We start from the raw sequence: 9,123 nt of genomic DNA on the forward strand, positions 1-9,123 counted from the left end.
AGTCGATACAATCGCATTGTCAGTCGATACAATCGCATTGTCAGCCGATACAATCGCATTGCAGGTCAAAATACTTGTGTGTACACCTTAGCTTAAAAGGAGAGAGGAATGAAATCTTACTCACCTTTCGTTGCAGGGAAGGGACTGTTCTTGTTAGGTCTCTATTAAACTCAACACGAGAAGTGCTATAAAACCTTTTACCCTCAATCATCAAATTTATAATCCTCTTTCTACTTCGTGCTTCTATTTCCTATCCCCTCCCTGCAATTGAAACAATCGTGTTATCAGCTACAGTAATATTTCAGGAAAGTGGGCAAGATTATTAATAACTAACTAGAAATGCAGCCGTACCTATAAAAGATGCTGCCGTTTCATGAAACCCAGAATTATTGTTTGTGGCTTAGGACTTACCGGATATAAAACCTTTCGGTTGCTGAGACAGCAGGGAGCCTTCGTTGTTGGCATTCATCACCAATCTATCCCTGGCGAAACAGCACCAGATGTGATTGTTGGAGATTTACAAGCAGCTTCTACCCTGACAGCAGCAGGAATTCAACAGGCAGACACTTTAGTAATCGCTGGATCTAAAGATGCTCTGAATTTGTCTATTATGATGCAAGCGCGGGTGCTGAATCCCCAGATTCGGATTATCAACCGTTTTTATAATACAAACTTAGGAGAGCGCCTAGATCAAAGTTTGCCAGACCATTTGAGTATGAGTGTTGTGGGATTAGCAGCACCCGTATTCACCTTTGCAGCGCTGGGAAACCGAGCGATTGGACAAATCAAATTATTTGAGCAAACTTGGCCGATTCACGAAGAATACATTGATGAAAACCACTTCTGGAAGGGTCGAAAGCTGAGTGAATTGTGGGAAGACCGATCGCGGATGTTAATTTATTACTTGCCAGTCAAAGGTGAGATGGATTTGGTGTCAGCTGTCATATCTGGACAAGAGATCAGAGTTGGCGATCGCTTAATTATTGGTACACAACCCCGCAACCGTTCTCCTCGGAGATCGTTGATTAAAAAACTGCTGAAAGTCCTAACTAATCTGAGGCTGTTTCAGCAACACGGCCGATCGGTACTGGTGGGTGCTATTGTACTATTGGCGGTCATTCTGATTGCTACATTCACCTATATGTCGGCTGAGTTGAGTTTGTCTCCTGTCGATGCTCTATATTTTTCTGTAGGCATGATTACTGGAGCGGGTGGTAATGACAAAGTAGTAGAAAATGCTCCTAACAGTATTAAGTTATTTACCGTTGTGATGATGCTGATTGGAGCAGTGGTGATTGGTATTTGGTATGCAATGCTCACCGATTTTGTCTTGGGAAGCCGCTTTAAGCAATTTTGGGATGCAGCCCGAATTCCCCAGCGATATCACTACATTGTCTGTGGCTTGAGTGGTATTGGGGTGAGAATTGTCCAGCAACTCCACGCCAGCGGATATGAAGTTGTAGTAGTTGAACCCGACTCCAACAACAAATATATTAATACTGCCCGCGAACTAGGTATACCCGTCATTCAGGGTGATGCCAGCTTTCGCACAATACTCAAAGCCAGCAATATAGAGTCTGCTGCCGCAGTGCTTGCTGTTACTAACAATGATGCTACCAATCTGGAAATTGCCCTCAAAGCCAAAGGTTTAACACCCAGCATTCCAGTGATTGTTAATTATGCCGATCCTGATTTTGCTGGCATAGCGCAACAGCTATTTGGCTTCGAGGCCGTACTGAGTCCGGCTGAACTGGCAGCCCCAGCTTTTGCTGCTGCTGCACTAGGGGGACGCATCCTCGGCAATGGCATTACAGCAGATAGTCTTTGGGTAGCTTTTGCAACTGTGATTACAACTTCACATGCCTTTTGCGGTCAGTGGGTAAAAGATGTAGCCATGTCCACTGATTGTGTACCTTTGTACGTAGAAACAAACCACCAAAGCCTTCATGGGTGGGATTTATTAGAAACTAAACTCAGTGTCGGCGATGTTTTATATATGACGATGCCAACAACGCGGCTATATCAATTATGGCGGGGCGAGCAAGTTTGTGAATCACACGCTTAAATAATTCGTAATTCGTAATTCGTAATTCGTAATTAATATACTACTCTCCACTTCCCACTGCCATTTATTTGTTAACTATTCGTTGTTGATATTCTTGCTCAGTAATCATATCGAGAGTATTCTCTAGGCGATCGACAAATACAATACCGTCGAGATGGTCATATTCGTGTTGAAAAATCCGAGCGATAAAATCGGTTAATTTTTGCTTTTGTAAGTTGCCTTGAGAGTCAGTGTATTCCACTTCAATAGTTTGATATCGAGGAACTAACCCCCTAATTCCTGGAACACTTAAACAACCTTCCCAATCTTTGACAACTTCAGTTGAATGAGCAATGATTTTGGGATTAATCATCGCAGTAGGTTCCATTTCCGGGGCGTTGGGATACCTGGCATTAGGACGGGAAGCCACAATAAACAAACGATAGGATTGTGCTACTTGAGGTGCAGCGATTCCCACACCGTTAGCCTTGGCAACAGTGGCGATTAAGTCTTCAATTAATTTTTGGATTTGCTCATCTTGAATATTTTCAACCCAAGCAGCTTTCTGGCGCAATGTTGGATTGCCTAATTGAATTATTGGGGCTAATTCAGTCATGATAAAACTCCTTTAGGTAATGGGGCATTGGGCATTGGGAAAGTGGAGTATGTCATACCAATTCGCAATTCGCAATTCGCAATTGGAAATTTAGATGCAGCAAGGCAATCCCTGCTTAAATCTGTCGCTTTATTTTAGAGAATTGGTATCAGTTGTTTTTCAAATGACAAATGACAAATGACCAATGACCAATGACAAATGACAAATGACAAACATCATCCTTCACGTCTAACGGGCAAAGGAGCAGGTTGGACTCCTACTTGGACAGTTTGCCCATTGCGTTCCACTTCTATTGGTAAATTAGTACCGATTTTGCTCTGTTCTACTAGCTTTTGTACTTCTTCAATTTTAGTAACAGGCTGGTTATTAATGCTTTTAATCACATCACCAACTCGTAAACCAGCTACAGATGCAGGCGATCGCGGCACAATCTCAACCAGCAAAACACCGTCATCTGCTGTAATATTTAAGCGATCGCCTGCGACATTTTTAATTCTTTCTTTATTTTCTGGTGTCAATGTCACCATCTGCACACCCAAATAAGGATGATCCACCTTGCCTTTAGAAATTAATTCTTGAGCAATCCTTTGCACGGTGTTAATGGGTATAGCAAATCCCAAACCTTGAGCGCCTTGGATAATTGCTGTATTCATCGCAATCACTTGACCGCGAGCATTGAGCAATGGGCCACCGGAATTACCAGGGTTAATCGCAGCATCCGTTTGGATGTAATCAACCCGCTTGTCACTAGCACCGATATCGCTACTAGAACGCCCTGTAGCACTAATAATTCCAGAAGTCACGGTATTATTCAAGCCTAATGGATTACCAATGGCAATTACAGCCTCTCCTGGTTGTAAGGCATCGGAGTTACCCACAGATAGAGTTGGCAGATTGTTGGCATTAATTTTGATCGTTGCTACATCCGTTACTGGGTCTTCACCCAAAACTTTCCCATCAAAAGTCCGGCCATCTTTGAGTATAACAGTCACTCTATCAGCACCATCTACCACATGGGCATTGGTAACAATTCGACCAGAAGAATTAATAATAAATCCAGAGCCACTACCGCGTTCTACGCGTTGTCTAGGCTGTGGGGTTCCCTCTCCAAAAAACCGCCGGAAAAATGGATCGTTGTTAAATTCGTCTGGTACGCGAGAAGTGATTGTTCGGGAAGAATCAATGCGAACTACCGCAGGCCCCACCTGTTGCACTACTTTTACCACAAAATTAGGATCTCCAGACGAAGAAAAAATTGGCGGGGGGACAATTACCGAATTAGGTTCTGTTGTTTTTTGGGCTTGAGTATCGCCTTGCTGAGTATCAACGGTCTTAGCAGGTAGAAGAGAGCAGCTCCCCAGGAACATCACTGCTACCCCGTATGAGAGCATCCACAACCTATGGCCCCTGGTTTCAATCTTTTTGGGCGCTGAGTGATGGTTTGTTATCTTCATGTGTCGTTGCTTCTCCGTGTCAATGAGAGTGCTGGGTTAAAAGTGCCGAGTGCTGAGTTAAAAGACCGCTCATAATAAGGGACGAGGCATATACTGAGTACTAAAGCTCTGATAAATTTTTGCTTTACTCAGCACTCAGTACTCAGCACTCAGCACTCGTTTTGGTCAGTGGGTGTTAGGATCTTGCCTACTGGGTATGTCCCAAAATGATTACAACTTAAAAGCTTATTTTAGGTCTAGCGTGTCTCAATGCTAAATTAGTGCTTTCTCTTCTATTGTGACGATTAGCAGCAAAGGTGGTGGATAATGGAAATTCCCATAGAAAGTCTGTGGAGTCAGGTACTAGAGCGCCTAAAGCTTGAACTATCGCGGCCTACCTTTGAAACTTGGATCAAAACTGCTAGTGCGGAGCGATTAGAAAATAATTGCTTGGTTATCCGCACTCCTAACCCATTTGCTCGTAATTGGTTACAGAAGTATTACATCAATACCATTGCTCATGTAGTACAAGATATTCTCGGTCATCCTGTGGGAATTTACATTACGGTTGCTCAAGGTGATCAAGTTTCTCATTTTAGTGAACGAGAGGTTGCTTGGGAATCACCAAATTCCAGCAGTATTTCTGAAGCTGTTGCTAATCACAATCATAAAACTACTGAATTAAACTCTAAATATGTCTTTTCGCGATTTGTAGTTGGTGCTAACAATCGCATGGCTCACGCTGCTTCTTTGGCAGTTGCAGAATCTCCAGGTAAAGAGTTTAATCCTTTATTTTTATGCGGTGGTGTAGGTTTAGGTAAAACTCATCTGATGCAAGCTATTGGTCATTATCGCTATGCAATTTTTCCTAATTGTAAAATATTTTATGTTTCTACGGAGCAGTTTACGAATGATTTAATTACAGCCATCCGTAAGGATAGTATGCAAAGTTTTCGAGAACATTACCGAGCTGCTGATGTTTTATTAGTTGATGATATTCAGTTTCTGGAAGGGAAGGAATATACCCAAGAAGAATTTTTTTATACTTTTAATACTTTACATGAAGCTGGTAAACAAGTTGTCATTGCTTCCGACCGTCCGCCTAACCAAATTCCTAGCTTGCAAGAACGTCTTTGTTCTCGGTTTTCTATGGGCTTAATTGCCGATATCCAAAAACCGGATTTAGAAACGAGAATGGCAATTTTGCAGAAAAAGGCTGAGGATGAAAATATTAATCTTCCCCGCGATGTGATTGAGTATATTGCTTCTAACTATACTTCTAATATTCGAGAATTAGAAGGAGCTTTAATTCGGGCAGTGGCTTATATTTCTATTTGGGGCTTACCGATGACGGTAGAAAATATTACACCAGTTTTAGAACCGCCTAACGAAAAAATGGCAGCTACCCCAGAAGCAATTTTAAAGGTGGTGGCGGATAATTTTGATGTTTCAATAGACGACCTTAAAGGTAACTCACGACGAAGAGAGATTAGCTGGGCGCGTCAATTAGGAATGTATCTCATGCGCCAACACACGGCCTTGAGTTTGCCGAGAATTGGCGAGGAGTTTGGTGGTAAAGACCATACAACGGTAATCTATAGTTGCGATAAAATTACCCAACTTCAAGAGAGCGATCGCACCTTAGTACAAACTCTACGTGAATTGAGCGATCGCATCAATATGAACAGCCGTTCTCAAAAACCATCCTGAAGATGTCTTTTAAGTTTTCCACAACCAGCAGTGCGATCGTTAGCCTTGACGGCTGAATAATTAGTCGAAAATATTAAGTAACGCATAAAATTTGATTAAATCTAACTTAGATTGTGGAAAAATCTAACTTTTTGTGGAAAAATCTTTGAAAAACTTGAGATTTTGCTGACAAAAGTTAATTAAGTATAATTACTTTATGGAAAAGTACATAAGTTTTTCCACAAGTTTTCCACAGGTAGTTAACTTAGGAATTTTCAAGAAATAAACGATCAAAAAATTGATTTTGGGATTGCCACCCGCTTTAGTCGCACTAATCCAACCTTCAGAAGTCCTCATGGGTTAGAAGGAACCTTCGCCTACTTATCTCCAGAGCAAACTGGACGGATGAACCGTTTGGTAGATTACCGTACCGATTTTTACTCGCTCGGTGTAACGTTTTATGAGCTACTCATTGGACAGTTGCCGTTTGTCACCACAGACATTCTGGAACTCGTTCATTGTCATCTTGCCAAACCGCCTGTTTTGCCTCACGAACTGAATATCACGCTCCCCAAATCTGTTTCAGATATTGTTTTGAAACTGATGGCGAAAAATGCCGAAGATCGCTATCAAAGTGCTTGGGGCATCAAAGCAGATTTAGAAATTTGTCTGCATCAGTTCACACAAACAGGTCAAATCGATCGCATTCAACTGGGACTGCAAGACGTTTGCGATCGGTTTCAAATTCCGCAAAAACTATATGGACGAGAAGCAGAAATTGCAGCACTATTGGCGGCGTTTGATAGAGTCGCAGGAATCGGGAATGCGGAAAATTCTCAAGTTAGAGTCGAAATGATACTAGTGACCGGCTATGCTGGGATTGGTAAATCAGCATTAGTACAAAAACTCTACAAGCCGATCGCAGCAAAGCACGGCTATTTTATCTGGGGTAAGTTCGATCAATTTGGGCGCAATATTCCCTACAGCGCGATCGCAAATGCTCTGCAAAAGTTGGTGCAGCAATTACTGAGTGAACCAGATGTCCAGGTGCAACAGTGGCGATCGCGCCTGCTTTCAGCATTGGGAAGCAACGGACAACTCGTCGTTGATGCAATCCCAGAAGTGGAGTTACTGATTGGCAAGCAACCAACCGTCCCAGAAGTTGGCGCAATAGAAGCTCAGAACCGTTTTAATCGTGTTTTTCAGAGCTTCATTCGGGTGTTTTGTTCAGAGTCACATCCCTTAGTCATCTTTGTGGACGATCTTCAGTGGGTAGACTCGGCAACACTCAAGTTAATTGAGTTGATGATCGCAGATGCACAGATGCAATACCTGTTTCTGATTGGGGCTTATCGAGATAACGAGGTAGATCCATCTCACCCATTGGTGATGGCGCTGGAAGAACTCCGAAAAGAGGGAGCAACCGTCAGTCAAATTACATTAGCGCCGCTAGGGCTGAAGGCGATCGCCCAACTAATTGCTCACACATTGCACAGTGACATCAATACTGTCAGCCCACTGGCAGAATTAGTGCTGCGAAAAACAAATGGGAATCCCTTCTTCGCCAATGAGTTTCTGAAAACGCTATATGCAGAGAATCTGTTGAGCTTTGACGTTGAGCATCTGAGTTGGCGATGGAATATCGCTCAGATCGAAGGCGAAAACATTACGGATAATATTGTGGAGCTGATGCTGAGAAAACTGAAAAAGCTGCCGCCAGCAACACAGCATATCTTACAATTGGCAGCTTGTGTCGGGGCTGAGTTTGACTTAAGCACTCTCTCTATTATCTGTGAACGTTCAGCGAACGATATTTTCTTGGAGCTAGTGGCAGTCGTTCAGTCAGGTTTAATTGTGCCGATCTCTGAATTAGATGAACAATTGGTGCAGGATTATAAATTCCTGCACGATCGCGTGCAGCAAGCTGCCTATGCTTTAATTGATGAGTCGCACAAACAAGTGGTTCACTTACAAATCGGGCGAAATCTCCTCGAAAACACTGCACCAGAGCGAGTATCAGAGCGATTATTTGAGACCGCAGATCATTTGAATCAGGGGATTGAGCTTGTCACCAACCAATCGGAACGTCATAAAATTGCTCGATTAAACTTAATCGCAGGTCAAAAAGCCAAAGCTGCGATCGCCTACAGTATAGCGAAAAAATATTTAGCCACGGGCAGAGCATGGCTGGCAGCATCTAGTTGGCAAACAAACTATGGCCTGAGCTTAGAGTTGTATTTAGAAACAACAGAAGTTGCGTATTTGTGCGGGGATTTTGAGCAGGTGGAGTCCTGGGCAGCAATCGTTCTAAAAGAAGCTAGAACGATGCTTGACACCGTAAAAGTTTACGAAGTCAAAATTCAAACTAACATCGCGCAGAACCAGCCCTTGAAAGCGATCGATACAGCATTGCAAGTTTTGCAGCAACTAGGAATTAATTTTCCCGAAAAACCAAGTCAGATAGATATTCAGATTGAACTAAATACAATCACGTCCCGCCTCAGTGAGAAACCAATCGAGGACTTAATCTATTTGCCCCAAATGACCCAGCCAGACAAGTTAGCAGCAATGCGAATTTTATCAAAGATAACGCTTGCTGCGCGAAATGCTGCTTCTGATTTAGTACCTTTACTCGCATTGAAGCAGGTCGATTTGTCAATCCAATATGGTAATTCGTTTGTGTCACCCTTTGCGTATGCTTCCTATGGATTTGCTCTTTGCGGAATATTTGGCAACATAGACACCGGATACCAGTTTGGACAGCTGGCTCTAAAGTTGTTGTCGCAGCCGAATACCGATGCACTCAAAGCCAAGACTTTGCTGACCGTAAATCACTTCATCATTCACTGGAAAGAACATATTAGAGAAACATTACAGCCATTACTAGAAGGCTATCAAAGCGGCTTAGAAACTGGAGATTTAGAGTTTGCCGCCTATTGCGCTCATATTTACTACGTTAACTTGTACTTTACCGGAAAGGAACTCGTGGAGGTTGAACGCGAGATAACGACATACGCTGAGGTAATCCGTCAGATCAAGCAGGAAGCCGTATTAACCTGGAGTAGAATACACCATCAAACAATCGCAAATTTGATGGGATGCTCAACTAACCCCTACCATCTAGTTGGTGAATTCTACAATCAGGAGAATGAACTGCCACAACATAAAGCAGCAAATGATGTAACCGCAATCTTTCTGGTATACTTTTACAAACTTTTCCTATGTTATTTATTTTCTGAGTATAATCGGGCAATTGAAAACTCAGCCATAGCAGAACCTTATCTAACGCTCTTTTATGTCTCTGGTGAGAGAAAAATGCTGTGATTTGCTGAGATTCTTGA

At 42.6% G+C, this 9,123-nt stretch carries 5 protein-coding genes; 3 read left to right on the top strand and 2 right to left on the bottom strand.

Features of this window, described 5'->3' with window-relative positions:
* Positions 1–373: 373 nt before the first annotated feature.
* Entirely contained in the window at positions 374–2,065 is a 1,692-nt protein-coding gene (locus tag ACFE93_RS32930) for an NAD-binding protein (RefSeq protein ID WP_375480048.1), read from the top strand.
* A 64-nt stretch (positions 2,066–2,129) separates the two neighbouring features.
* Here ACFE93_RS32930 and def read toward each other — a convergent pair whose 3' ends face one another.
* Both def and ACFE93_RS32940 read right to left on the bottom strand, forming a co-directional pair.
* Complete coding sequence (gene def, locus ACFE93_RS32935; RefSeq protein ID WP_375480050.1) at positions 2,130–2,660, bottom strand: peptide deformylase; 531 nt, start codon at positions 2,658–2,660, stop codon at positions 2,130–2,132.
* Between the two features lie 215 nt (positions 2,661–2,875).
* Positions 2,876–4,114: an HhoA/HhoB/HtrA family serine endopeptidase gene (locus ACFE93_RS32940; RefSeq protein WP_375480052.1), complete on the bottom strand. Its 1,239-nt coding sequence runs from the start codon at positions 4,112–4,114 to the stop codon at positions 2,876–2,878.
* A 306-nt stretch (positions 4,115–4,420) separates the two neighbouring features.
* Between ACFE93_RS32940 and dnaA the strand changes: the two genes are divergently transcribed.
* Positions 4,421–5,803 (top strand): chromosomal replication initiator protein DnaA, encoded by a 1,383-nt coding sequence (dnaA, locus tag ACFE93_RS32945; RefSeq protein ID WP_375480054.1) that lies wholly within the window; start codon positions 4,421–4,423, stop codon positions 5,801–5,803.
* Between the two features lie 288 nt (positions 5,804–6,091).
* Complete coding sequence (locus ACFE93_RS32950; protein WP_375480056.1) at positions 6,092–9,106, top strand: AAA family ATPase; 3,015 nt, start codon at positions 6,092–6,094, stop codon at positions 9,104–9,106.
* Positions 9,107–9,123 lie beyond the last annotated feature (17 nt).

Origin of the sequence: uncultured Nostoc sp. (assembly GCF_964247315.1) — a bacterium.
Lineage (GTDB): Bacteria > Cyanobacteriota > Cyanobacteriia > Cyanobacteriales > Nostocaceae > Nostoc.